Annotated in this window: 37 protein-coding genes; 35 read left to right on the top strand and 2 right to left on the bottom strand. The window is 57.8% G+C overall.

Annotated elements, in window-relative coordinates; translation table 11 throughout:
* From tuf to def, 35 genes are all read left to right on the top strand, one after another.
* A partial coding sequence (tuf, locus tag RIE53_05670) for an elongation factor Tu (GenBank protein ID MEQ9104166.1) occupies positions 1-141 on the top strand: 141 nt, incomplete at its 5' end.
* A gap of 5 nt (positions 142-146) precedes the next feature.
* Positions 147-458 (top strand): 30S ribosomal protein S10, encoded by a 312-nt coding sequence (rpsJ, locus tag RIE53_05675; GenBank protein MEQ9104167.1) that lies wholly within the window; start codon positions 147-149, stop codon positions 456-458.
* A gap of 1 nt (position 459) precedes the next feature.
* Entirely contained in the window at positions 460-933 is a 474-nt protein-coding gene (locus RIE53_05680) for a lipocalin family protein (GenBank protein ID MEQ9104168.1), read from the top strand.
* Positions 934-996: 63 nt separating this feature from the next.
* A complete protein-coding gene (rplC, locus tag RIE53_05685) occupies positions 997-1,626 on the top strand; it encodes a 50S ribosomal protein L3 (GenBank protein ID MEQ9104169.1) in 630 nt (209 codons plus the stop codon).
* 14 nt (positions 1,627-1,640) lie between these two features.
* Positions 1,641-2,270, top strand: a complete 630-nt coding sequence (rplD, locus tag RIE53_05690; GenBank protein ID MEQ9104170.1) for a 50S ribosomal protein L4 — start codon at positions 1,641-1,643, stop codon at positions 2,268-2,270.
* Between the two features lies 1 nt (position 2,271).
* Complete coding sequence (gene rplW / locus RIE53_05695) at positions 2,272-2,571, top strand: 50S ribosomal protein L23 (protein MEQ9104171.1); 300 nt, start codon at positions 2,272-2,274, stop codon at positions 2,569-2,571.
* Between the two features lie 27 nt (positions 2,572-2,598).
* Positions 2,599-3,426 (top strand): 50S ribosomal protein L2, encoded by an 828-nt coding sequence (rplB, locus tag RIE53_05700; protein MEQ9104172.1) that lies wholly within the window; start codon positions 2,599-2,601, stop codon positions 3,424-3,426.
* Between the two features lie 2 nt (positions 3,427-3,428).
* Entirely contained in the window at positions 3,429-3,713 is a 285-nt protein-coding gene (gene rpsS, locus RIE53_05705; protein ID MEQ9104173.1) for a 30S ribosomal protein S19, read from the top strand.
* A gap of 25 nt (positions 3,714-3,738) precedes the next feature.
* Positions 3,739-4,110 (top strand): 50S ribosomal protein L22, encoded by a 372-nt coding sequence (rplV, locus tag RIE53_05710; protein ID MEQ9104174.1) that lies wholly within the window; start codon positions 3,739-3,741, stop codon positions 4,108-4,110.
* Positions 4,111-4,124: 14 nt separating this feature from the next.
* Entirely contained in the window at positions 4,125-4,895 is a 771-nt protein-coding gene (gene rpsC, locus RIE53_05715; GenBank protein ID MEQ9104175.1) for a 30S ribosomal protein S3, read from the top strand.
* A gap of 24 nt (positions 4,896-4,919) precedes the next feature.
* Positions 4,920-5,342 (top strand): 50S ribosomal protein L16, encoded by a 423-nt coding sequence (gene rplP, locus RIE53_05720; GenBank protein ID MEQ9104176.1) that lies wholly within the window; start codon positions 4,920-4,922, stop codon positions 5,340-5,342.
* Positions 5,343-5,350: 8 nt separating this feature from the next.
* Positions 5,351-5,545, top strand: a complete 195-nt coding sequence (gene rpmC, locus RIE53_05725) for a 50S ribosomal protein L29 (GenBank protein ID MEQ9104177.1) — start codon at positions 5,351-5,353, stop codon at positions 5,543-5,545.
* 64 nt (positions 5,546-5,609) lie between these two features.
* The gene (rpsQ, locus tag RIE53_05730) at positions 5,610-5,876 is read left to right on the top strand and encodes a 30S ribosomal protein S17 (GenBank protein MEQ9104178.1); all 267 of its coding nucleotides are present in this window, start codon (positions 5,610-5,612) and stop codon (positions 5,874-5,876) included.
* A 30-nt stretch (positions 5,877-5,906) separates the two neighbouring features.
* Positions 5,907-6,275 carry a 50S ribosomal protein L14 gene (rplN, locus tag RIE53_05735; protein MEQ9104179.1) on the top strand — a complete coding sequence of 123 codons (369 nt, stop codon included), beginning with the start codon at positions 5,907-5,909 and terminating at the stop codon, positions 6,273-6,275.
* Between the two features lie 12 nt (positions 6,276-6,287).
* Entirely contained in the window at positions 6,288-6,644 is a 357-nt protein-coding gene (rplX, locus tag RIE53_05740; protein ID MEQ9104180.1) for a 50S ribosomal protein L24, read from the top strand.
* A gap of 14 nt (positions 6,645-6,658) precedes the next feature.
* Positions 6,659-7,234, top strand: coding sequence for a 50S ribosomal protein L5 (gene rplE / locus RIE53_05745; GenBank protein ID MEQ9104181.1), 576 nt, complete (start codon positions 6,659-6,661; stop codon positions 7,232-7,234).
* Between the two features lie 15 nt (positions 7,235-7,249).
* A complete protein-coding gene (rpsN, locus tag RIE53_05750) occupies positions 7,250-7,519 on the top strand; it encodes a 30S ribosomal protein S14 (GenBank protein MEQ9104182.1) in 270 nt (89 codons plus the stop codon).
* 69 nt (positions 7,520-7,588) lie between these two features.
* Positions 7,589-7,987 carry a 30S ribosomal protein S8 gene (gene rpsH / locus RIE53_05755; protein ID MEQ9104183.1) on the top strand — a complete coding sequence of 133 codons (399 nt, stop codon included), beginning with the start codon at positions 7,589-7,591 and terminating at the stop codon, positions 7,985-7,987.
* Between the two features lie 27 nt (positions 7,988-8,014).
* Positions 8,015-8,569, top strand: coding sequence for a 50S ribosomal protein L6 (gene rplF, locus RIE53_05760; GenBank protein ID MEQ9104184.1), 555 nt, complete (start codon positions 8,015-8,017; stop codon positions 8,567-8,569).
* Between the two features lie 17 nt (positions 8,570-8,586).
* Positions 8,587-8,934 (top strand): 50S ribosomal protein L18, encoded by a 348-nt coding sequence (gene rplR, locus RIE53_05765; GenBank protein ID MEQ9104185.1) that lies wholly within the window; start codon positions 8,587-8,589, stop codon positions 8,932-8,934.
* 20 nt (positions 8,935-8,954) lie between these two features.
* On the top strand, positions 8,955-9,494 hold the full coding sequence (gene rpsE / locus RIE53_05770; GenBank protein ID MEQ9104186.1) for a 30S ribosomal protein S5: 540 nt from the start codon (positions 8,955-8,957) through the stop codon (positions 9,492-9,494).
* 4 nt (positions 9,495-9,498) lie between these two features.
* A complete protein-coding gene (gene rpmD / locus RIE53_05775; GenBank protein MEQ9104187.1) occupies positions 9,499-9,681 on the top strand; it encodes a 50S ribosomal protein L30 in 183 nt (60 codons plus the stop codon).
* A 44-nt stretch (positions 9,682-9,725) separates the two neighbouring features.
* Entirely contained in the window at positions 9,726-10,184 is a 459-nt protein-coding gene (rplO, locus tag RIE53_05780) for a 50S ribosomal protein L15 (protein MEQ9104188.1), read from the top strand.
* A 31-nt stretch (positions 10,185-10,215) separates the two neighbouring features.
* Positions 10,216-11,529 carry a preprotein translocase subunit SecY gene (secY, locus tag RIE53_05785; GenBank protein MEQ9104189.1) on the top strand — a complete coding sequence of 438 codons (1,314 nt, stop codon included), beginning with the start codon at positions 10,216-10,218 and terminating at the stop codon, positions 11,527-11,529.
* Positions 11,530-11,531: 2 nt separating this feature from the next.
* The gene (map, locus tag RIE53_05790; protein ID MEQ9104190.1) at positions 11,532-12,353 is read left to right on the top strand and encodes a type I methionyl aminopeptidase; all 822 of its coding nucleotides are present in this window, start codon (positions 11,532-11,534) and stop codon (positions 12,351-12,353) included.
* An 84-nt stretch (positions 12,354-12,437) separates the two neighbouring features.
* Positions 12,438-12,554, top strand: coding sequence for a 50S ribosomal protein L36 (gene rpmJ / locus RIE53_05795; GenBank protein MEQ9104191.1), 117 nt, complete (start codon positions 12,438-12,440; stop codon positions 12,552-12,554).
* Positions 12,555-12,581: 27 nt separating this feature from the next.
* Positions 12,582-12,962 (top strand): 30S ribosomal protein S13, encoded by a 381-nt coding sequence (rpsM, locus tag RIE53_05800; protein ID MEQ9104192.1) that lies wholly within the window; start codon positions 12,582-12,584, stop codon positions 12,960-12,962.
* A gap of 54 nt (positions 12,963-13,016) precedes the next feature.
* Positions 13,017-13,415: a 30S ribosomal protein S11 gene (gene rpsK, locus RIE53_05805; GenBank protein ID MEQ9104193.1), complete on the top strand. Its 399-nt coding sequence runs from the start codon at positions 13,017-13,019 to the stop codon at positions 13,413-13,415.
* 108 nt (positions 13,416-13,523) lie between these two features.
* Entirely contained in the window at positions 13,524-14,126 is a 603-nt protein-coding gene (rpsD, locus tag RIE53_05810; GenBank protein MEQ9104194.1) for a 30S ribosomal protein S4, read from the top strand.
* Positions 14,127-14,159: 33 nt separating this feature from the next.
* Positions 14,160-15,143, top strand: coding sequence for a DNA-directed RNA polymerase subunit alpha (locus tag RIE53_05815; GenBank protein ID MEQ9104195.1), 984 nt, complete (start codon positions 14,160-14,162; stop codon positions 15,141-15,143).
* A 5-nt stretch (positions 15,144-15,148) separates the two neighbouring features.
* Complete coding sequence (gene rplQ, locus RIE53_05820; protein MEQ9104196.1) at positions 15,149-15,841, top strand: 50S ribosomal protein L17; 693 nt, start codon at positions 15,149-15,151, stop codon at positions 15,839-15,841.
* A 158-nt stretch (positions 15,842-15,999) separates the two neighbouring features.
* Positions 16,000-18,258, top strand: coding sequence for a bifunctional (p)ppGpp synthetase/guanosine-3',5'-bis(diphosphate) 3'-pyrophosphohydrolase (locus RIE53_05825; protein ID MEQ9104197.1), 2,259 nt, complete (start codon positions 16,000-16,002; stop codon positions 18,256-18,258).
* Between the two features lie 123 nt (positions 18,259-18,381).
* Positions 18,382-18,750 (top strand): HU family DNA-binding protein, encoded by a 369-nt coding sequence (locus RIE53_05830; protein ID MEQ9104198.1) that lies wholly within the window; start codon positions 18,382-18,384, stop codon positions 18,748-18,750.
* A gap of 1 nt (position 18,751) precedes the next feature.
* Positions 18,752-19,177 carry a Holliday junction resolvase RuvX gene (gene ruvX, locus RIE53_05835; GenBank protein MEQ9104199.1) on the top strand — a complete coding sequence of 142 codons (426 nt, stop codon included), beginning with the start codon at positions 18,752-18,754 and terminating at the stop codon, positions 19,175-19,177.
* Positions 19,174-19,770: a peptide deformylase gene (gene def / locus RIE53_05840; GenBank protein ID MEQ9104200.1), complete on the top strand. Its 597-nt coding sequence runs from the start codon at positions 19,174-19,176 to the stop codon at positions 19,768-19,770. Before ruvX ends, def begins: the two co-directional genes overlap by 4 nt.
* A 27-nt stretch (positions 19,771-19,797) precedes the next feature.
* On the opposite strand, the gene RIE53_05845 is transcribed toward def, so the two are convergent.
* Positions 19,798-20,376 carry a hypothetical protein gene (locus RIE53_05845; protein MEQ9104201.1) on the bottom strand — a complete coding sequence of 193 codons (579 nt, stop codon included), beginning with the start codon at positions 20,374-20,376 and terminating at the stop codon, positions 19,798-19,800.
* Positions 20,377-20,390: 14 nt separating this feature from the next.
* Positions 20,391-22,724 carry a TonB-dependent receptor gene (locus RIE53_05850; protein ID MEQ9104202.1) on the bottom strand — a complete coding sequence of 778 codons (2,334 nt, stop codon included), beginning with the start codon at positions 22,722-22,724 and terminating at the stop codon, positions 20,391-20,393.
* Positions 22,725-22,776: the final 52 nt, after the last annotated feature.

Here is a 22,776-nt window from a genome sequence, read left to right on the forward strand (position 1 = left end):
GAGATGGTCATGCCGGGCGACAATACGCAGTTCAAGGTGAAGCTGATTGTGCCTGTTGCCATGGAGCAGGGCCTTCGTTTCGCCATCCGTGAAGGCGGCCGCACCGTCGGTGCCGGCGTCGTCTCCAAAATCCTGGACTGATCAACATGGCTGCAAGTCAAAAAATCCGGATCAAGCTCAAGTCATACGATCATACACTGATCGACAAGAGCGCCGAAAAGATCATCAAGACGGTCAAGTCGACCGGTGCTGTCGTCAGCGGTCCCATCCCGCTTCCGACGCGCAAGTCGATCTACACGGTTCTGCGGTCTCCTCACGTAAACAAGAAGAGCCGGGAACAGTTTGAAACCCGTAATCACAAGCGACTCATCGACATCCTGTCGACGAGCAGCAAGACGGTCGACGCCCTCATGAAGCTCGAGCTTCCGAGTGGCGTGGACGTTGAAATCAAGGTCTGATATGGAAAAGATGCTTCGTAAGCTCACTCTCTTCGTTCTGCTCATCGGCTTTGTTGCCGTGACTGCAGGGTGTGACAGCAATGACGACGACGACGCCAGTGTGGTCGTGGGCGCATGGGGCCTGGGTGGTCTCAGTGATGCCTCCGGCGATCGCACGGAAGGTTTCTCGGAAGGGTTCAACAGCGTGGTCATCACGTTCAATGGCGACAACACGATGTCACTGGCCATTGACAGCAAGAATGACGCCCTGGACCAGAACATTTCCGGTACCTATACCACGAACGAGTCGGCCGAGTCGCTGAGTGCCTCGTTGACGGTGGGCGGCAGCAGCCTTCCGTTGACTTTCACCTACGAAGAAGTCAACAGCAACTCCCTCCGCCTTACGGCAACGGGCAACACGTCAGTGCTGCTTGGATCCGTATTCCAGACATCCCTGGCCGATCCGGTGGTTATCACCGTCGTCCGGGTCAATTGAACGCGAACGTAACGCGCTTACCAATCCGGTCGTGGTGACACGGCCGAACCAAACAGGATTGCAATGAGCAAAGGAATTTTAGGCCGGAAAATCGGCATGAGCAGCTACTTCACGCCTCAGGGGGACCATGTCGCCTGTACCGTGATTGAAGTGGAGCCCAATGTCGTGACGCAGATCCGGACGGAAGAAAAGGACGGCTACAATGCGGTCCAGTTGGCCATGACGGCCCGCAAGGAAAAGCGGACCTCCTCGGCCATGAAGGGCCATTTCGAAGCTGCGGGCACGACGCCCAAGCGCTTTGTATGCGAATTCCGTCCATCGGACATGGAATTGTCCCTCGGCGATGAGGTCACGGCCTCCCAGATTTTCGTCGAAGGCGAGAAGATTGATGTCACGGGCACATCCAAGGGCAAAGGCTTCCAGGGTGTGGTCAAGCGCCATGGCTTTGCCGGCGTGGGCGATGCCACCCATGGTCAGCACAATCGTCAGCGTGCACCCGGTTCCATTGGCGCATCGTCATGGCCGTCGCGCGTGTTCAAAGGGATGCGGATGGCCGGTCGTACCGGGAATGACCGGGTAACGGTCAAGAACCTGCAGATCATCCGCATTCTCGAAGATCAGAATACAGTTCTCGTCCACGGGGCCGTCCCGGGTGCAAAGAACTCCCTGATCGAACTCAACAAGAAAAAGTGAGCCTCGGATAGACGATGAAATTGAAGATTCACAAGCAGGACGGGACTGCGTCGTCCAAGAGCGTCGCGCTGAGCGAGGCTGTGTTCGGTGTTGAGCCGAACGACCACGCCATCTGGCTGGATGTCCGCCGTATCCAGACGAATGCCCGCCAGGGTACCGCCAAGTCCAAGGAGAAGAGCGAAGTTGCCGGAAGTACGCGCAAGCTCTATCGCCAGAAGGGCACCGGTAACGCCCGTGCGGGATCGGCCAAGTCACCTGTGCGCAAGTCGGGAGGTACCATGTTCGGTCCTCGCCCGCGCGTGCACGGCATAAAGGTCAACAAGAAGACGCAGAAGGTGGCACGTCGCAGTGCGCTCACCTACAAAGCGCGGGAAGAAGCCGTCCGGTTGATCGAAGACTTTTCCTTCGATGCGCCGAGCAGCAAGGCCCTGTCGTCCATCCTTAAGGCTCTCGAGCTGAACGGACGGAGCGTACTGGTCCTGACGGGCGATCACTCGCCGGCCATTGCGCGCTCCGGACACAATGTGCCCAAGGTGACCGTGCGGGCTGTCCGTGACGTCTCGACGCTGGATGTCATGGCGGCACAGGTCGTGCTCATGCAGGCAAGTGCGCTTGAATCACTCGAAAAGCAGCTCGGACAGTAACATGAGCAACTCCATTCTCATTCAGCCTCTGGTAACAGAGAAGCTTACGGCCCTCATGGAAGAGGGACACTTTGCCTTTGAAGTCGCGAAATCGGCGAACAAGGTGGAAATCCGTAAGGCCATCGAGACGCGTTACCCGGGCGTCAAGGTCAAAGAAGTGCGCACCATGATCGTTCGCGGCAAGCGCCGCGCGCAGATGACGAAGCGTGGGCGAATTGAAGGTCGTCGGGCTGCCTACAAGAAGGCACTCGTTACGCTCCTTCCTGACAGTGAACAGATCGATTTCTTCGAGGAAGTATAGGGCTGAACGCCCGGACTGGAATCCATCATGGCAATCAAGAAACTCAAGCCCAATACTCCGGCACAGCGCCAGCGCTCGGTATCGGCGTTCGAGACGATTACAAAGTCTGAACCCGAGAAGAGCCTGTTGTCGCCGCTGAAGAAGAAGGGTGGACGCAACAACAACGGCCGCATCACGGTCCGCCACCAGGGTGGTGGGCACAAGCGCCGGTACCGCATCATCGATTTCAAGCGCAACAAGATCGGCATTCCCGCCCGTGTTGCCAGCATTGAATACGATCCCAACCGGACGGCGCGTATTGCCCTTCTGGTCTATGCGGACGGCGAAAAGCGGTACATCATTGCTCCGAACGAGATCACTGTGGGCATGACGCTTCACAATGGTCCGGATTCACCTCCGGAGGCCGGCAACTGCCTGCCCCTCGCGAAGATTCCGGTCGGCTCGTTCGTTCACGCGATCGAAATGCGTCCCGGGAAGGGTGCTCAGATGGCCCGGTCCGCCGGCACCTTTGCACAGCTCACGGCTCGCGAAGGGAAGTACGCCAATCTCAAGCTGCCCTCTGGCGAGACGCGTATGGTACCGGTTGTCTGCATGGCCACGATCGGCACAACCAGCAACCCGGACCATATGAACATCGAGTTGGGCAAGGCCGGACGCAGCCGCTGGCTGGGCATCCGTCCGAAGACCCGCGGTGTTGCCATGAACCCGGTTGATCACCCCATGGGTGGTGGTGAAGGCAAGGCTTCTGGTGGACATCCTCGTTCTCCCTCGGGCGTCCCTGCGAAGGGTTTCAAGACGCGCAAGAAGAAGAATTCCTCTGACAAGTACATCGTACGCAGTCGCAAACGTAAGTAAGTATGGCTCGGTCACTCAAAAAAGGCCCCTTCATCCACTTCAAACTCCAGGAGAAGGTGGATGAACTGAACAGCTCCGGCAAGAAGAAAGTCGTCAAGACCTGGTCGCGGGCGTCGATGATCACTCCGGAGTTTGTTGGGCACACGTTCGCCGTGCACAACGGCAAGCAGTTCATTCCGGTGTATATCACCGAAAACATGGTGGGTCATCGTCTCGGGGAATTCTCTCCGACGCGCGCCTATCGCAGCCATGCTGGTACATCCAAGGACCGCAAGGGCAAGAAGTAAACCGACGGTCTAATCATCCGAGACAATGGAATCCAGAGCAGTACGTAAACACATCCGGAGCTCAGCCAAGAAGATGCGGCCGGTCGTCAATGTGGTCCGTGGACAGAGTGTCCCGGCAGCGCTTGATGCACTGAGCTTTCTCCCGCAGAAAGTGACGTCCATCGTCCGGCTTACCATCCTTTCTGCCGTCCATAATCTTATGGACCAGAACAAGGAAGAGCGGGTCGATGAGCAAGAGCTCGTGATCAGTGAGATCCGCGTGGACCAGGGGCCGGCATTCAAGCGGTTCCGTCCTGTCTCCCGTGGTCGGGCGCATCCGATCCTGAAGCGAACGTGTCATCTCACGGTTGTCGTCTCGAACCCGGCTGCGGTCGCGGTTGCCGACGAGGAAGCCTAAACGAATACAATAGAATGGGTCAGAAAACACATCCGATCGGTTTCCGCCTGGGCATCATCCGGGGCTGGGATTCCAACTGGTACGCAGGCAAGGACTTTGCCGAGAAGCTGGTTGAGGACGAGGAAATCCGCAACTATCTCGCCGCACGTCTGAAGCGTGCCGGTCTGAGCCGTGTCGTCATCGAGCGGACGCCCAAGCGCGTCATCCTGACGTTGCACACGAGCCGTCCCGGCGTTGTCATCGGTCGCGGTGGAGCCGAGGTGGAGAAGCTTCGCGAAGAGATCAAGAAGCTTACCAACAAGGACATCCAGATCAACATCAACGAGATCAAGCGCCCCGAATTGGACGCCAGTCTGGTTGCGCAGAACATTGCCCAGCAGCTTGAAGGACGTGTGTCCTTCCGCCGTGCAATGAAGCAGACCATCACGGCTGCCATGCGGATGGGTGCAGAAGGCATCCGTATCCGGGTCGGTGGACGCCTTGGTGGCGCTGAAATGGGTCGCACCGAGCAGTATCTCGAGGGACGCGTGCCGCTGCACACCATCCGTGCGGATATAGACTACTCGGAGGCCACAGCCTATACCATTTACGGCACGACGGGTGTGAAGGTGTGGATTTACCGGGGTGAGATCCTCGGCAAGCCGGACCTCAGCCCGAATGTGCAGGCCCAGCGCCAGCAGCTGCAGCAGATGGAGCCCGAGCGGCGTCGTGGAGGACGCGGTCGGAGGGACCGTCGCGATGGCGAGCGGGATGCCGGTCGCGGTGGACGGGGCGGCAAACGATAATATTCGATTCAGAGAGGTAGCATCATGTTAATGCCAAAGCGCGTCAAGCGCCGCAAAGTCCATAAGGGAAGGATCAAGGGTAACGCCCAGCGCGGAACGCGTGTGGACTTCGGGGATTTCGGGATCAAAGCTCTTGAAATCGGTCGACTTACCAGCCGCCAGATTGAAGCCGCACGTATTTCCATGACGCGCCACATGAAGCGTCAGGGTAAGGTCTGGATCCGCATTTTCCCGGACAAACCCATCACCAAGAAGCCTGCTGAGACCCGAATGGGTAAAGGCAAGGGCTCACCCGAATATTGGGTAGCCGTGGTTCGTCCGGGCAGGATCCTGTTCGAGGTCGGCGGTGGCATCCAGTGGGATCTGGCCTCCGAGGCCATGCGGCGTGCCCAGCAGAAGCTTCCCATCAAGACGAAACAGGTCATCCGACCTGACTATACAGCCTGAGGACGGTCATGAAGGCAAAGGAAATACGCGAAATGTCAACGGAGGAGATCGCAACGCGCATCCAGGAGGAGCAGGCGGCCTACGGCCAGATGCACTTCCAGCATGCGATCGCCGATCTTCAGAATCCCATGCAGATTCGCCAGAAAAGAAGACTCATTGCACAGCTCCACACCATTCTGCGTGAGCGGACTGCTGCATCCTGACAGGAATCAATAAACAGGTAGTTGGTGGGGAAACGGTAAACGGCCCACCAAGCCGGAAAAACGAATGGAAACGACAACACAGAGAAACGCCCGTAAGGAAAGGGTTGGCGTTGTGGTGAGCGACAAGATGGACAAGTCCATCACGGTAGCCATCGAACGCCGGATGAAGCATCCGATCTACGGCAAGTTCGTCAAGAAGACGTCGAAGATCATGGCTCATGACGAAGAGAACACCGCCGGAACCGGCGATACCGTTCGAGTCATGGAGACGCGTCCGCTCAGCAAGAACAAGCGTTGGAGACTCGTCGAAATCGTCGAGCGGGCCAAGTAAGACCACCAACCCAATCCAAGTGCCAAAGAAATGATTCAGCAGGAATCCAGACTCAAAGTCGCGGACAACAGCGGAGCCAAGGAAGTGCTTTGCATCCGCGTTCTTGGTGGCAGCGGACGTCGTTACGCCCGTATCGGTGACCAGATTGTCGTCTCCGTGAAGTCAGCCATTCCGGGCGGAAACGTCAAGAAAGGTGATGTCTCGAAGGCGGTCATCGTTCGTACCAAGAAAGAATATCGCCGCCCTGACGGGACATACATCCGCTTCGACGAGAACGCGGCTGTATTGCTCAACGCCCAGGGCGAACCTCGTGGAACACGCATTTTCGGCCCGGTAGCGCGCGAGCTTCGTGAGCGCCAGTACATGCGCATTGTTTCCCTCGCACCCGAAGTATTGTAAACCCCAGACGTCATGCCACGGACGAAGAACAAGCAGAACAAGCTCCATATCCGTAAAGGGGATATCATTCGTGTGCTGTCCGGTAATGATCGCGGCAAGGAAGGAAAAATCCTCCGCGTATTTCCGGAAAAGCATCGTGTGATTGTCGAGGGTGTGAATGTGCGCATCCGCCATACCCGCCCGAACCAGATGTATCCCCAAGGTGGACGCATTGAGCAGGAGATGCCCATCCATGCATCGAATGTCATGCCCCTTGACGGGAACGGCGAGCCCACGCGGATTGGTCGCAAGAAGATCGAGGATCCTGAAACCGGCCGCGGCCGCTGGGTCCGTTATGCAAAGACGACCGGCGAGGAGCTGGACAGCTAAAATATTGGAATCCCATGGACGGTTACGTACCTAGACTCAAACAACACTACCGGGGCGAGATCATCGGCTCCATGACGAAGCAATTCGGCTATGAGAATCCGATGCAGGTTCCGAAGCTGGTGAAGATTGCCATCAACAAAGGTGTTGGTGAAGCGTCCCTGAACAAGAAGATCCTGGACGATGCGATCGAGGAGATCCGCACCATCACCGGGCAGCAGCCGACGGTCCGCATGGCCCGCAAGGCCGTGTCGAACTTCAAGCTTCGTGAAGGGATGGCCATCGGGGCAGCGGTTACCCTCCGGGGTGATCGGATGTACGAATTCCTGGATCGGTTGGTCACGCTGGCGCTGCCACGTGTTCGCGACTTCCGGGGTATCCCGGACAAGAGCTTCGATGGCCGTGGCAACTACACGCTCGGCATCAAGGAGCAGATCATTTTCCCGGAAATCAACGTGGACAAGACGGACCGGATTTCCGGTCTGGATGTGACCTTCGTTACCACCGCTGAAACCGACGAGGAGGCTTTTGCCCTCTTGAAGGCTTTCGGTATGCCCTTCATCCGGCGCGGCGAAGAAGCAGAAGCTGTTTAAGAACACACAAACATCATGGCAAAGAAAAGTTGGATAGCCCGCGAGAAGAAGCGCGAACGCATGGTCGCCCAGTACGCCGATCGGCGTAAGGCGCTCAAGAAGGCGCTGGACTCTGAGGGATTGCAGAAGCTGCCCAGGGATGCTAGCCCGGTCCGTATGCGGAACCGGTGCAAGCTGACCGGTCGGTCGCGCGGCTACATCCGTCGCTTCGGATTGAGCCGGATTGCTTTCCGGGAAATGGCACTGGCGGGTCTCATCCCCGGTGTCCGTAAATCAAGCTGGTAGGAACCTCCTGCCGCTTCGTTCACGTGGTCAAGCGCTACGGCGAACTGACCGCAACACGAGACAAGAAAAATGAACGTAGTTGATCCAGTTGCAGACATGCTGACGCGTATAAGAAACGCACAGCAAGCCTCGCATCGACATGTGGATATTCCTGCTTCCAAGTTGAAGCGTGCCGTAACCCAGATCCTTCTGGACAAGGGGTACATCCGTCGCTACATCGACATCGATGATGACAAGCAGGGACTTATCCGCATCTACCTCAAGTACAGCAAGAAGGGTACTCCGGTTATCCAGAACCTGAAACGGGTTTCCACGCCCGGTTTGCGTACGTACGTCAATGCTGACGATCTGCCCCGCGTGCGGAACGGTCTGGGTATTGCCATCATTTCCACATCCCGTGGCGTGATGACCGACAAGGAAGCCCGTCTCCACCACATTGGTGGGGAAGTGTTGGCCTACGTCTACTAGGATTTTTAAAACGAAGCGAGTGTAACAATGTCACGAGTGGGAAAAGCTCCGATTGCGGTCAGCAGCCAGGTAAAGGTTGACGTCGCGTCGAACAACGTTGTGACGGTCAAGGGACCCAAGGGCGAAATGACGCTCCAGGTGGACCCGGACCTTTCGTTGGCCCTCGAAAACGGGGAACTCACGGTCACACGCCCGACGGAGCAGAAGCGTCACAAGGCCATGCATGGCCTGTACCGGTCGCTCCTGGACAACATGGTCACCGGTGTCACCACCGGTTACAAGAAGGAACTCGAGGTAATCGGGGTCGGCTTCCGTGCCGCCGTACAGAACGGCGTGCTGGAATTGGCCCTTGGCTTCTCGCATCCCATTTACTTCCTGCCGCCGGACGGTATCTCGATTGATGTCGATACCAAGCGCGGAAAGAACACCATCATCATCATTGAGGGCATAGACAAGCAGATGGTCGGTCAGGTCGCTGCGAAAATCCGTGCCCTGCGTCCGCCAGAGCCCTACAAGGGCAAGGGTGTTCGCTACACGGATGAGTTTGTCCGTCGCAAGGCCGGCAAGACTGCTGCCCGATAACCCCGATTTCAACGATCATGGCACACAAGAAGAACGAACAGCGCGCCCGCGTAAAACGCGGTATTCGCAAAAAGGTGACCGGAACGGGCGTGCGCCCACGTCTTTCCGTGTTCCGCTCGAATCGGCACATCTATGCCCAGCTCATTGACGATTCGAATGGCGTGACCCTTGCTGCGGCATCGAGCCAGACGGCTGGTGCAGAAGGCAAGCCGGTGGACGTCAGTCGCGCCGTCGGGAAGAAGTTGGCCGAGTTGGCCAAGGCATCCGGTGTCGATGGCGCCGTATTCGATCGTAACGGCTACCGTTACCACGGCCGCGTCAAGGCGCTCGCCGAGGGTGCGCGCGAGGCCGGTCTCGAGTTTTAACCATATTCAACGGCTTTATAATGGCAAAGGGAAGAAATCGTCAGGATCGTCGCGACCGTACGCGGGCAACCGACGCACAGATCGAGTGGATTGAACGACTCGTTTCTGTCAAGCGCGTCGCGAAGGTGGTCAAAGGTGGTCGCCGATTCTCATTCAACGCGGTAGTTGTCGTCGGTGATGGCAAAGGCAGCGTAGGAACGGGTCTCGGCAAGGCCAACGAAGTGGCCGACGCCATCTCGAAGGGTACGGAAGACGCGAAGAAGAACGTCATCAACGTTCCGATGTCAAAGGGTACGGTTCCGCATCCGGTCATCGGAAAGCAGGATGCCGGTCGTGTCCTCTTGAAGCCGGCTTCGCACGGTACCGGTGTCATAGCCGGTGGTGGTGTACGCGCCGTCCTCGAGTGCGCCGGATACACGGACATCCTTTCGAAATCCCTGGGCTCGAGCAACCCACACAACCAGGTGGCAGCCACAATGGATGCGCTGGCCAACCTGGAAGACCCGCGGGAAGTGGCCAAGCGTCGCGGTATTCCGCTTTCACGAGTGTTCGAAGGATAGGATCATGGCAACATTGAAAATCACACAGGTCCGAAGCGTCATCCGACGCCCCAAGGTCCAGAAACTGACCATGCAGGCCCTCGGTCTGCGTCGTTTGCACCAATCGGTCGAGCACAAAGACACCCCGGAAATCCGTGGGATGCTGCAGCGCGTCAACCACTTGGTCAGCATTGAACCGACGAAATAATCCAATCATCAGCGAGTCCCGGTCTCCGGGGCGTAAAGCATACCATGGATCTCAGCAATCTCAAGCCCGCAAAGGGCGCTACGAAGTCGCGTAAGCGAATTGGTCGTGGAGTCGGCTCCGGTTACGGTGGTCACTCCTCAACGAAGGGCAACAAGGGCCAGAAGAGCCGCGCCGGTGCCAGCATCCCTGTCTGGTTCGAGGGTGGTCAGATGCCCCTCCAGCGTCGCTTGCCGAAGTTCGGATTCAAGAATCCGTTCCGCGTGGCCTACAAGGCCGTCAATGTGGCTCGTCTCCAGAAGCTCGTCGACGACGGTGCGCTGGATGGGTCTGCTCCGGTTACGCCAGAATTGCTGCGCGAATTGGGACAGATCGGAAAAGGCGACCTGGTCAAGGTCCTGGGCAGTGGCGAATTGACCGCCAAGCTCCAGGTCACCGCGAACGCATTCAGCGCGTCAGCCCGCAAGAAAATTGAAGAAGCTGGCGGTAGCGTCACCGAACTGTAACAGGCGCAATCGCCCTCAACAACGTTGAATTATGGCAGGTCTTACCGAGAGCGTCCGCAATATCTGGAAAATTGAGGAGTTGCGACGCCGCATCTTGTACACGATCGGGCTTTTGCTGATCTACCGACTTGGTGCCTTTGTTACATTGCCGGGTGTGGATGCTGCACAGCTGGCGGCAATCAACGCCCAGTCGGATTCCAACAACCTTCTGGGGATGCTGGACATGTTCGTGGGCGGCGCGTTCAGTGCAGCCGGTATTTTTGCCCTCGGGATCATGCCGTACATCACGGCATCGATCATCATCCAGCTCATGGGAGCGGTTGTCCCGTATTTCCAGAAGCTGCAGCGTGAGGGAGAGGAAGGGCGACGCAAGATCACCCAGCTCACCCGTTACGGTACCATCCTGGTCACGGCCCTCCAAAGCATCGGGTTTGCCATCAACCTGCAGTACGGTGCCACCGGGGCCGCCATCGTGATCGGTCCGACCTTTTTCATGGTGTCGACCGTGATCGTGCTTACCTCCGGGACCATGTTCGTGATGTGGCTGGGTGAACGAATCACGGAGAGCGGAATCGGAAACGGCATATCCCTGATCATCATGATCAGCATCATTGCGTTCCTTCCGCAGTCCCTGTTCAACGAATGGGAGCTGTCCGGCAACATGTTCATCTTCCTCCTTGAAATAGGCGTATTCGTGCTGGTGACGGCGGGTGTGGTCATGGTTACCCAGGGCATGCGACGGATTCCGGTCCAATACGCCAAGCGTGTGGTTGGACGGAAGGTGTTCGGGGGTTCGACCCAGTACCTGCCCATCCGCGTGAACGCGGCGGGCGTCATGCCCATCATCTTTGCGCAGTCCATCATGTTCGTTCCTGCGACGTTTGCCACGCTGTTTCCGGCGTCTCCGTTCATGCAGGAAATGGGCGTGTTCTTTACGGACATCAGTGGTTGGGGATACTCCACCGTCTTTTTCATCATCTGTGTGTTCTTCACGTACTTCTACACCGCCATCGCGGTGAATCCGAAGGAAATGGCGGACACCATGAAGCGTCAGGGTGGCTTCATTCCGGGCATCCGTCCGGGCAAGCAGACCAGTGAGTTCATTGACAACATCCTGACGCGAATCACGCTTCCTGGGTCGATCTTCCTGGGCTTTGTGGCCATCCTTCCCGCGTTCGCCATCATGTTCGGCGTGACGCAGGGCTTCGCACAGTTCTTCGGGGGAACGAGCCTGCTGATCCTGGTTGGCGTGACCCTCGATACGTTGAAGCAGGTCGAGAGCCACCTGCTCATGCGTCACTACGACGGCTTCATGAAGTCCGGACGCGTCCGGGGTCGCAGCTGAGCATGATCCACTACAAGAGCAATAGCGAATTGGAGAAACTCCGCGCATCGGCCGACCTGGTAGGTCGTACGCTGGCGGAAGTCGCCACGCGTGTTGCTCCGGGTGTATCCACCAATACGTTGGACAAGATCGCGGAGACATTCATCCGGGATCATGGCGCGTCGCCGGCCTTCAAGGGCTACCGCGTAGGACACCTCGTATTTCCCGGCTCCCTGTGCACGTCCGTCAACGACACCGTGGTTCATGGCATTCCCAACGACAAACTCCTCACTGAAGGAGATATCGTGACCCTGGATTGCGGCGTGCTTCTGGATGGTTTCTACGGGGACTCCGCCTACACCTTTGCCGTCGGAGAGATTTCCGATGACAAGCGTGCGCTCTGCTCGACGACCTATGAGTCGCTGTATGCTGGCATTGATCAGTGCGTGCCGGGGCGCCGTCTTGGTGACATCGGGTTTGCGGTGCAGTCGCTTTGCGAGGCGCGCGGATACGGCGTCGTTAAGGACCTGGTGGGCCACGGCATAGGTCGCAGTCTGCACGAGGATCCCCAGGTACCCAATTTTGGCCGGGCAGGAAACGGGCGGAAACTGAAAGCCGGTCTGGTAATTTGTATTGAACCCATGATCAACATGGGCGATGCGGCGGTGTCCACGGATGCCGACGGATGGACCATCCGCACGATCGACAACCAGCCATCGGCTCATTATGAGCATATGGTTGCTGTGACGGACGGCGGTCCCGAAGTGCTTACGACATTCCAGTACATCGAGGATGTCCTGACCACATTACCCTACGAACCTTGCACCGATGCAGCGGTCCGATGAATCCAAGCTTCACACAAAACGTGCGAACCTCGATTGAATCGGGACGTTAATAATCGGCTGCAACCAAAAATGGCTTGAATTGACATGAAAGTCCGCGCAAGTGTAAAGAAGCGTTCCGCCGACGACAAAATTGTCCGTCGCAAGGGACGCATTTACGTGATCAACAAGAAGAATCCGAAACACAAGCAACGTCAGGGTTGATCCCCAGACGGTCAAACAGCTGAATCCATGCCTCGAATTGCAGGAGTAGACGTTCCTACACACAAGCGCGGAGAAATCGCGCTGACGTCCATTTTTGGTATCGGACGCCCGTTGGCGATCCAGATCCTCAAGAATGCGGGCGTTGACCCGAACGTGCACCCAGAAAACTGGACCGAAGATCAGACCAAGGAAATCCGTCGGGTGATCGAGGACGAGTCGTTGGTGGAGGGTCAACTCCGAACGGAAGTTCAGTTGAACATAAAGCGTCTGATGGATATCGGATGCTACCGCGGACTTCGTCATCGTCGCGGTTTGCCGGTCCGTGGACAGCGGACCCAGACGAACGCGCGTACACGGAAGGGCAAGAAGAAGACGGTGGCCGGAAAGAAGAAGGCACCGCGCAAGTAAACCAACGGTCCCGGTCGACTGACCGGAATCATTTGAACCACAAGAGCAGGATCAATGGCAAAAAGACAACGGGGAAGTGCCCGGCCACGTAAGAAGAATGTTGTTGTAGAGTCAAACGGACAGGCTCATATCAAGGCAACGTTCAACAACGTGCAGGTGACACTCACCGACCAGTACGGGAATACCATTTCCTGGGCCAGTTCCGGAAAGATGGGCTTCAAGGGCAGTCGCAAGAACACGCCGTATGCCGCACAGGTGGCAGCGTCGACGGCTGGCAAGGAAGCTTACGATCTGGGTCTGCGTCGGGTCGAGGTCTATGTAAAAGGACCTGGATCCGGTCGTGAGTCCGCCATACGGGCATTGTCGGGGGTAGGGCTGGAAATAGCCACTATCCGCGACGTTACGCCTGTTCCCCACAATGGCTGTCGGCCTCCAAAGCGTCGCCGCGTGTGACGCTGTCCGGATGCGTGTTTTGCCACACGCATCTTGGTTTAAGCCCGACTACTGAGTGCACATGGGGCATTCAGTACGTTTGTACAACCTTCAAACGAGGAAATCATCATGGCCCGTTACAGAGGCCCGAAACAAAAGATCGCGCGCCGGTTCAAGGAGCCGATCTTCGGCCCGAGCAAGGCGCTCGAGCGCAAGCCCCACCCACCGGGGCAACATGGCCGTTCGCGCCGCCGCAAGGAAAGCGAATACTCCGTTCAGCTCAAGGAAAAGCAGAAGGCCCGTTTCACGTACGGTCTGCTTGAGCGTCAATTCCGGAATCTGTTCGAGAAGGCAGCCCGGAAGAAGGGCGTGACAGGAGAGAACCTGCTGAAGTTCCTCGAAGCACGTCTGGACAACACGGTCTATCGCCTTGGTTTTGCCCGTACACGTCGTCAGGCGCGTCAGTTGGTGAACCATGGTCACATCATGGTCAACGGAAGCGTTGTTGATATCCCATCCGCCATGCTGCGTGGTGGAGATATCGTTTCCATCCGGCCCAAGAGCCGGAATCTGGAAATCGTAAGGGATGCGGCGAATACGACCCGCCGCAGTTTCCCGTGGTTGGAAGTCGACCGGAACATGCTGCAGGGCAAGTTCCTGGATTTCCCGAATCGCGAGGACATCCCGGAGAACATCAAGGAGCAACTCATTGTCGAGTTGTACTCGAAGTAATCCGTACACCTACATTATTTGCATCAAGCTGATATGAGCACTTACTCGATTCAGATGCCCGATGGCGTTGACCTGGAAGAAACGACCGAAACGTTCGGTCGATTCACGATCCAGCCGCTTGAGCGTGGTTTCGGAGTTACGATCGGAAACGCGCTTCGCCGCGTATTGCTGTCGTCCCTTCAGGGCATTGCCATCACGGCAGTCAAGATTGACGGCGTTCAGCACGAATTTTCGACCATTGAAGGCGTCTCGGAGGATGTGGCCGATATCATCCTGAACCTCAAGGGTGTCCGATTCCGTGCCAATGACGGAGCGGATGGCAACATCCACTTCATCGTCAAGGGTCCCGGAGCCTGGACCGCCAAGAACATCGGTGACGCCACCTCGGACTTCGAAGTCCTGAACCCTGATCATCACATTGCGACGCTGGACAAAGGGTCCAGCTTTGCGGTCGAGTTGAGGATGGATCGTGGCCGTGGCTATGTTCCGGCCGAGGAGAACAAGCGTGCCGACGATCCCATTGGCGTTGTTGCCATGGACGCCATCTTTACGCCCATCAAGAATGTCCGCTACACCGTCAACCCGACGCGTGTTGGCGAAAAGATTGACTATGAGTCGTTGACCATCGAGGTCAACACGGACGGATCGGTCATGCCCGAGGATGCGCTTGCCCAGGCAGCGTCCATTCTCCGTGACCATGTCAATCTGTTCATCAAGATGGACAGCGAGCCGCAACCGACTGAAGAAGAGAAGGAAGTCGATGCCGAAGTGCAGCGCATCCGCGAGCTGTTGAATCAGTCGGTCGACGAATTGGACCTTTCCGTCCGCGCCCACAACTGCCTCAAGGCGGCCAACATCAAGACGATTGGTGACCTGGTCCGCCGGGAAGAGTCGGAAATGCTCAAGTTCCGGAATTTCGGTCGCAAGTCCCTGCAGGAACTCATGCAGGTGATTGAAGAGCGGAATCTGGAGTTCGGAATGGACGTCGACAAGTACCTCGAAGAAATTAAAAGCTGATTCCGATGAGACATCAACACAAAGGATTCAAGCTTGGGCGTACCAGTTCCCACCGGAAGGCGACGTTGTCCGCACTCTCCACGGCCCTGATCCGTCACAAGCGTATTGAAACGACCATCACCAAGGCCAAGGCCTTGCGCATGTTTGTCGAGCCCATCATCAACCGGGCGAAGGCCGATACGACGCACAATCGTCGCGAGGTATTCCGCGCACTCCAGGACAAGCATGCCGTGACCGAATTGTTCACGGACATCGCAGGTCGGATTTCCGACCGTCCCGGCGGATATACGCGGATCATCAAGTTGGGGCAGCGTGCCGGTGACTCCGCTGAAATGGCGGTCATCGAGCTCGTGGACTACAACGATGTACGTCCGGATGGCGCCGCAGGTGGCTCGAAGAAGAAGACCCGTCGCGGCGGCAGTGGCGGAGGACGGCGCCGGAAGGGTGGTGACGCCCAGGCAGCCGCACCTGCGGCCGTTGCTGATGCCGACGTGACAGAAGCGCCGGAGGCCGTAGCTGAGGAGCCGGAAGTCGCAGAAGCCGACGTCATCGAGGCCGAGGTCGTGGCAGAAGAGCCCAAAGCTGCAGAAGCCGAGGCAGAACCGGAAGCAGAAGCTGCCGCGGAAGAGCCGGAAGCAGAAGCTGCCGTGGAAGAGCCGGAAGCCGACGAATCGACGGACGAAGAGAAGAAGGGTTAAACCGCCCTGTTCCGTCCATCGGAAAGCCTTGAAAGGGGCGGCTCCCACCGGGAGCCGCCCCTTTTTCTTGCGGGTGGACAGGCCCGAGCGTTCATGGTTTGCATGCACAATCGGGTGTTCGGGCCAGGAACTGCCTTTTGGCATGGGGTATAAGGCGTATGATTGAGACTTCCGCCATTCTCAAAGGAAACGGGCTGCACATCGAGGAGCCGTTTGTCGAGGCACTGGACGAACTGGTTGCCTTGTGTCATCGCCATCTGCCGAGCGTCGATGAGGATCTCATCAGACGGGCATTCCGGCTCAGCTATTGGGCACACAGGAATGATCGACGGAGCTCCGGTGAGCCTTACATCATCCACCCGTTGGCTGTGGCCCGTATTTATGTCGAGCAGATCGGGTTTGATGATGTGAGTGTGGCGGCGGCGCTCCTGCACGACGTGGTGGAGGACACGGAGCTGTCGCTCGAATTCATTTCGGATACGTTCGGACCTTCGCTGGCTACCATCATCGATGGTCTCACGAAGATCAGCGGTGCGTTCGAGAGCAGGGATATCACGAAGGCAGAGAATGTCCGGAAGCTCATGCTGTCCATGGCGTCGGACATCCGGGTCATCTTCGTCAAGTTTGCCGACCGTTTGCATAACATGCGGACGCTGGATTCCCTGCCTCCGCACAAGCGATACAAGATTGCGAACGAGACGCTGACGCTGTTCGCCCCGCTTGCCCACCGGTTCGGATTCTTTTCCATCAAGAGTGAATTCGAAGATCTGTCGCTCAAGTACATCCACCCGGAGGAGTATGCGGAGATCACGCAGGGCCTCCGGGATGCGAAGAGGGACCGGGAGCTGTACATCGAGCGAGTGATTGCCCCGCTCAAGCAGCGGCTGGAGGAGAACGGGTTCGAATTCGAGATCTACGGCCGGTCCAAAAATCTGTACAGCATTTTCCGGAAGATGAAACGGCAGGACAAGCCACTTTCGGAGATCTATGACATATTTGCCATCCGGATTGTCCTGAAAGGTCCACATTCGAGGGGCAAGGAGGACTGTTGGCGGGTCTATTCGCTCGTGACGGATCTGTTCAAGCCCCTCCAGGAGCGGTTCCGGGATTTCCTTTCGGTTCCCAAATCGAACGGATACCAGAGTTTGCACACGACCGTCGTCGGGCCCGAAGGCAGGAAGGTGGAAATCCAGATACGTACCCAGGAAATGCACGAAATCGCCGAGAAGGGTGTCGCTGCACACTGGAAATACAAGGAAGGGACGGTAGACAACAGTGACGAGAAGATGGACCAGTTCCTGTACTGGGTCCGTGAGTTGCTGGAAAACCCGGAGTCGGAGCGCGCCACGGATTTCGTGAAGGATTTCCGCCTGAACCTGTACGATGAGGAAATCTATGTTTTTACTCCGAAGGGTGATCTCTTTACCTTGCCCAGAGGGGCCTCTCCGGTGGATTTTGCCTTCCTCATCCACACGGAAGTCGGTCACCATTGCATTGGAGCAAAAGTCAACGGGAAGATGGTCCCGCTGTCCCACGGCCTGACGAGTGGAGACCAGGTGGAAATCATTACGTCGAAGAAACAGACGCCGAATCCGGATTGGATCAAGTTCGTCGTGACGCAGAAGGCTCGCAGCCGGATCCGTAACTGGGTCAACGAGAAGCGACGCAAAGCCGAGGATACGGGGCGGGAACTGTGGGAACGCAAGTCGAAGCGTGAACACCTTGAGCTGACCGAGCACGAACTCAACCAGGTTGCCAACCGCCTGAAGTACCCCAGCCTGAAACAGCTGCTGTATGAAGTGGGATCGGGGCTCCTTGACATCGACGAGATGATCAAGGCAGCGCGCCTTGTTCAGCGCGCTGAAGGGGAAGAGCCCAGTGAAGAGAAATTGCGGCTGCAGTACGAGAACTTCCTTGAGTCGGCCCAGTCATCGGGATCGCCTGCCTTGCTCATTGACGGAGAGGTCCAGACCGATCTGGCGACATCCTATGCGTCATGTTGCAATCCCATTCCGGGAGATGCCGTGTTCGGTTTCGTATCCCGTACCGGCACCATCAAGATCCATCGCGTGAGCTGCAAGAACGCTCCACATCTCATGTTGAACCGGGCCGACCGGATTGTTCCGGTTGAGTGGAGCCGGCAGAAGGATGTTCGTTTCGTGTCGGGTCTGCGGGTGATGGGTGAAGATCGGGTCGGAATGCTCAATGACGTAACGACGGTGATCTCAAAGAATCTCAAGACGAATATCCGATCGCTCACCATTTCCACGGAGGATGGCGTATTCGACGGAAAGATCGTCCTGTTGGTCAGTGATCTGGACCACCTCCGGAGACTCATTGAGCGAATAAAGCGACTGGACGGCGTTCACGGCGTCTATCGGATTGAAGAGCAGTATGATGACGCCCAGGATGCTTGACCCGGAGTCTGGAGCGCCGCCCGGACGGCGCGTGCCAAATTTCTGATAAAAGTCTGTAATCCTTGATTTTGGATGCCTGAGTTCGTTTCTTGGGCGGCCCCATTTACGTTATACCTTTCAAGCATGTCGGACAGACCTAGAACATTGACGAAGAAGGACGTGGCACGGCGCGTGTCCGAATTGGTGGATGAACCGATCTACAAATGCGAACCCTGGGTTTCGGTTGCCATTGAGGCCATTGGACAACTCATGATGGAAGCCGACCCGGAGGTCAGGATCGAGCTTCGCGACTTCGGCGTATTCGAAGTCAAGAAGACCCGTGCCAAGCCCAAGGCCCGCAACCCCAAAACCAACGAGACTGTGTTCATACCCAGCCGTCGGAAAACGCATTTCAAGCCCGGCAAGCGCATGCGTCAGGTGCTCCAGCAGCCCCTATCCGATCTGAATTATGATGTCCCGGACGGCAGTGCAGACCTCATCCGCTCCTCGTGACATGCGGCGCGTGGTCGGTCTTGATTTCGGAACCAAGCGGGTTGGACTCGCTGTTTCGGACCCACTGCGTCTTTTTGCCCAACCCGTAGGCACCTTCACACCGGATGACGCGGTCGGCCAGCTTACCCGATTGGAGTCAGAGTTCGGTATAGATGCCATCGTTGTCGGGTGGCCCCTACTGGAGGATGGCGTGGAAGGAATTGCCGCGGAACGGGTACAACATTACATCAATCGCATCGTCAAGAAGCTGCCCGGTGCCAGGATCGTAAAGTGGGACGAGCGGTTTTCCACGGAACGCGCCCGGGACCAACTCAAAACAGGATCGCGCCCCTCGTTGCGCAAAACCGGTCGCGGTCGCATAGATACAGCCGTTGCCGGAATACTCCTTCAGGAATACCTGGACGAGACAGACCAGCATCCATCATGATTCTTCCCATACATCTGCTCGGCTCACCTATTCTGCGCGAAGACACCGTGGAGGTCACACCGGACATGCCGGAGGTCCAAGGCCTCATAGATGACATGATCGAGACCATGCAGGGTGCCCGTGGGATCGGCTTGGCAGCGCCCCAGGTAGGGAGGTCCGAACGGATTTTTGTAGTGGACGTCTCGCCAATGGCTGAGGACTTCCTGGAGGCCGGACTGGCCATGCCCGAGCAACCGATGGTCTTCCTGAACGCACGGATCACGGCGTCGGGCGACGAGGAGTCGGAGTTCGAGGAGGGATGTCTGTCCATTCCTGACATCCACGAAACCGTATTTCGACCCGATCGGATTGAGCTGGAATGGATGGATGGTTCATTCAAGCTGCATCGGGCCTGGTTCGATGGCATTCTTGCCCGGGTAATCCAGCATGAATACGACCATGTGGACGGAGTCCTGTTCATCGATCACCTTCGTCCGTTGCGAAGAAGGCTTCTCAAGCGGCGTCTGCTGGATATCCAGGAAGGCCGCGTTTCCTCCGACTACCCCACATATGGACACGGGATCGGCCTCATTGCGGCCGACCCCGTGTCCTGAAGTCAATACGCTCGCTGTTGAGTAGACCTACGGTTCGATGGTCACCGGAAACGTGACGTCGATATCTGTCTCGTCACTCTGATTGACGCCGTCCTTCGGGTCGTCGTCGAAGTGACTGAGGATGACGCGCAGGGATGCCTGACCAGCTCCACCGGATGTCGTTGCCACGGTGAATGCAAGACCCACGGGCAAGCCATTGCTGTCCGAGTCGGTGACGGTGACCGACAGGCGCGAGGCATCCTGGCCACCAGGCAGGAAGAAGAACTGGTGCTCATCGGCTTCCTCGTCGATCTCTGCGCCCACGTTTTCCCCATTCACATCGTCGAACACACCGATCGTACCGGTATACGTTACGCCCGCCTTGAGCACCAGTGTTCCGATGGTCAGATTGGCTCCGTCACCGTCGGGATCCGTAGCCTCCACAACGACCTGTGGGGCCTGTGGTGAGGTGAGTGTCAGTTGGATGCGAGTAATCAACTCCTCGTCTCCTGCACCGTGATCGTCCGGTTCCGTGGAGTCACACCCGGAGGCGGAAAGGGCCACGATCAGGGCCGCGGAGAGAAGAAGAGGGAAGTGAAAGCGCTGGATTGGAAAAAGGGTATTCATGATGGTATTAAGGTTCAGGATCCGGCACCGAACGACAGCTGCATCCGCAGCGATACATTCCGTCCCGGATCGTCAATGAAATAGCGAAAGCGACTCATGTAGTCGCGATAAGCGGTGTCAAAAACGTTGTTGACATCCAAAGACCAAGAGAGGGGTGTCGACCCGCGTGTCCAGCTACCGGAGATTCCGGCATTGACCAGGGAGTAACCGGGAGGCGGCGGCGCATAGTCCACACCTTCCGGGATTCTGTCCTGTTGCTTCACGGCGATGATATCCAGGTGGAGGCTGGTCGGACGCTCCGAACCCGAAAGGAATCGGGGAGACCACTCCACGCCTCCACGGATGCGGTCCGCGGGCATCTCCACCAGTGCTTCGCCAGACTCCCGGTCGGTTCCACGAACAATCGACGACGTCACATGGACATCCAGTCGATCGGTAAGATGGACCTCGATCCAGCCGTCCAGACCCTTCAACGTCGCATTCTTCTGGACGTAGTGGAAGGCCGGGAACGTACCCCGGATGGTCACGCGGGGCTCATCATCCGGAAAGAGGAATATGTATCCGTCCATGCGGTTCCGGAAGGCACTCAGCTCGGCGGTGACTCCATCGGAGGTGTGCCGGAGTGTGACATCCAGGTTCCAGGACTGTTCGACACCCAGATCCGGATTTCCGGTCTCGAACTGGGCCGTGCCGTGGTGGACTCCATAGTTGAACAATTCGTTCACGCCGGGAGGTCGCCAGGCATGTCCCAGGTTCGATGACACAGACCAGGAGGGATCCATGCGCCAGATGACCCCGGCGATGGCCGACAGGCTGCCATACGTGGCATCGTGACGGACAAAGGGTCCACTGGACAGGTTTTCCCTTGGCCAGGCACGCAGCCAGCGATGATCGTACCGCAATCCGGCATCGAACGTCCAGGCATCCGTGACGAACATCTCATGGATGAAGGCGCCCACCGTCGTGGCCCGGAAATTGGGAATCAGGAAACCGGACTCCCCGTTGTGGTTGCCCTGGGTGGTCGCGGAAAGACCGATTGAGCCGATGAGGCCACCACGCGGACGCTGCCGCAGCTGGACTTCAGCCGAACTCGTCTGCAGGGTAAGGGAGAATGCCGGATCCGTATCCGGATCACCGAACCGACGATGCGCATCGAACTCGCTTCGCCGGTTCGACTGGAACCCCAATTGGGCGTCAATCCAGTCTCCCGAGGAAAGCCGGATGTGCCCATTCAGGGAAATCGCGTCGTGCGAAATCCGTTGTTTTGGCGCCGAAATATCATACGTGAACGCATAATCAACGGCTGGCTGGCCGCGCTCGATGGCCCGGAGGAGGTCGTCGAAGTTGCCGATATGGGCACCGGAAAACAGGCCGAGGGTGGTTCCGAAGTGCGACACGTGCAGACGGAATCCGGCACGATTCGAGTGGAAGCCCACGGTCGCTGCGGCGTCGAGTTCCTGGAAGCCCGAGTTGCCGATGACGTAGTCGGGCGTCCGCGAATCGCCGGCTTTCCGGGCGCTCGTGCGCACCCGCCAGGCCCACTTCGACCCCAGGCCGCTGAATACACTGGCCGACACCGCCCCGTGGCGGTTGTTGGAGAACGCATTCAGGGCCAGGTCGGCACCCAGACCACGGTCATAGGGCAGCTCTTCCGGCTCAATCCGGATGACGCCACCAATGGCTCCGACGCCGTATTCGACCGAGGCCGCACCCCGGATGACTTCCACGCGCCCCGCCGAGAACGGATCGATCTCCGGGGCATGTTCACCGCCCCATTGCTGACCTTCCTGCTGGACCCCGGCGTTCACGACCACGAGTCGCTGGCTGTGCAACCCCCGGATGACCGGTTTTGCAATGGAAGGCCCCGTCGACAATACGGAGACGCCCGGAAGCTCGGAAAGCATGGCCCCGATGGTCTGTCCGCGGGACCGATCCAGGTCTTCCGGCGCCAGGATGGACACCGAACGCGTGGACCGCTTCAGCATGGCATCGGCTTGTCCCTCGGCTGTAATGACGGTTTCCGCGAGGTCCACCCGGGCCTCCTGCATGACGACATTCACCACGGTTTCTCCGGCCACCACGTCCACGAGCCTGTTTTCCGTTCGGAATCCGACGAACCGGAACTCCAGCGAAACGGGCTCGAGAGGCAGTTTATCCAAGAACCATCGGCCCCCCTCGTCGGTAACGGTGCCCCGATCCAGACGCTCCACAACCACCTGGACCAACTCCAGAGGCGCGCCATCGGTCGTGGTAACACGACCGACAAGCGTCTGGGCATGGGCGGTGGTTGAAAGGGAAAACAGGAGGATGGCCAACAGGAGCCAGCCCCGTTTTTTCAACGGTATCATGGACGGGAAATCAGAGTGAACAAAGGGGGTCGGCCGGGATGGATCCCGGATC

The sequence above is a fragment of the Rhodothermales bacterium genome (assembly GCA_040221055.1).
Taxonomy (GTDB): Bacteria; Bacteroidota; Rhodothermia; order Rhodothermales; family UBA10348; genus 1-14-0-65-60-17.